This window comes from Acidovorax sp. K2F (assembly GCF_025246485.1).
GTDB lineage: Bacteria > Pseudomonadota > Gammaproteobacteria > Burkholderiales > Burkholderiaceae_C > Acidovorax > Acidovorax delafieldii.
On the sequence record NZ_JAOBSQ010000011.1, the window covers coordinates 1 to 1,064 of the forward strand.

Genomic DNA, 1,064 nt, shown 5'->3' on the forward strand with positions numbered 1-1,064 from the left:
ACCCTCACCGACCTGGACAAGCAGGGCCGTGACTTGGTGACCCGCTGGGCGCGCGAAGCGGGCATGACCGTCACCATCGACAAGATCGGCAACGGCTTCATGCGCCGCCCGGGCCGCAACAACAGCCTGCCACCCATCATGACCGGCAGCCACATCGACACCCAGCCCACCGGCGGCAAGTTCGATGGCAACTACGGCGTGCTCGCCGGCATCGAAGTCGTGCGCACGCTCAACGACCACGGCATCGAAACCGAAGCCCCCATCGAAGTCGCCTTCTGGACCAACGAAGAAGGATCGCGCTTCGTGCCCGTGATGATGGGCTCGGGCGTGTTTGCCAAAGCCTTCACGCTGGAACACGCCTACGCCGCCACCGACACCGAAGGCAAGACGGTGAAGGGCGAACTCGAGCGCATCGGCTACATCGGCGACCAGGAGCCCGGCGACCACCCCATTGGCGCCTACTTTGAAACCCACATCGAACAAGGCCCCGTGCTGGAAGACAACGACAAGACCATCGGCGTGGTCAGCGGCGTGCTGGGCATCCGCTGGTTTGACTGCACCGTGACCGGCATGGAAGCCCACGCGGGCCCCACGCCCATGGCCCTGCGCAAGGACGCGATGCTGGCCGCCACGCGCATCATGCAAGACGTGGTGGCAGCGGCCCACCGCCACCCGCCGCACGGGCGCGGCACCGTGGGCATGGTGCAAGTCTTCCCCAACAGCCGCAACGTCATCCCCGGCCGGGTCAAGTTCAGCATCGACCTGCGCAACAGCACCGACGCGCTGGTGGACGCCATGGCTGCCGAGGTCAAGGCCTTTGCCGACCAGGTGGCCAAGGAGCACGGCGTACAGGTGCACATCGAGATGGTGTCCAGCTACCCCGCGCAGTTGTTCCAGCCCGAGTGTGTGGAGGCCGTGGGCCGCGCCGCCGCCAAGCTGGGCTATAGCCACATGCCCGCCGTCTCCGGCGCGGGGCACGATGCCGTGTACATGGCCAAGCTCGCGCCCAGCGGCATGATCTTCATCCCCTGCAAGGACGGCATCAGCCACAACGAGATCGAGGA

At 66.4% G+C, this 1,064-nt stretch carries 1 protein-coding gene; it reads left to right on the forward strand.

Annotated elements, in window-relative coordinates; genetic code table 11:
* A partial coding sequence (locus tag N4G42_RS04735; protein WP_260666361.1) for a Zn-dependent hydrolase occupies positions 1 to 1,064 on the forward strand: 1,064 nt, incomplete at both ends.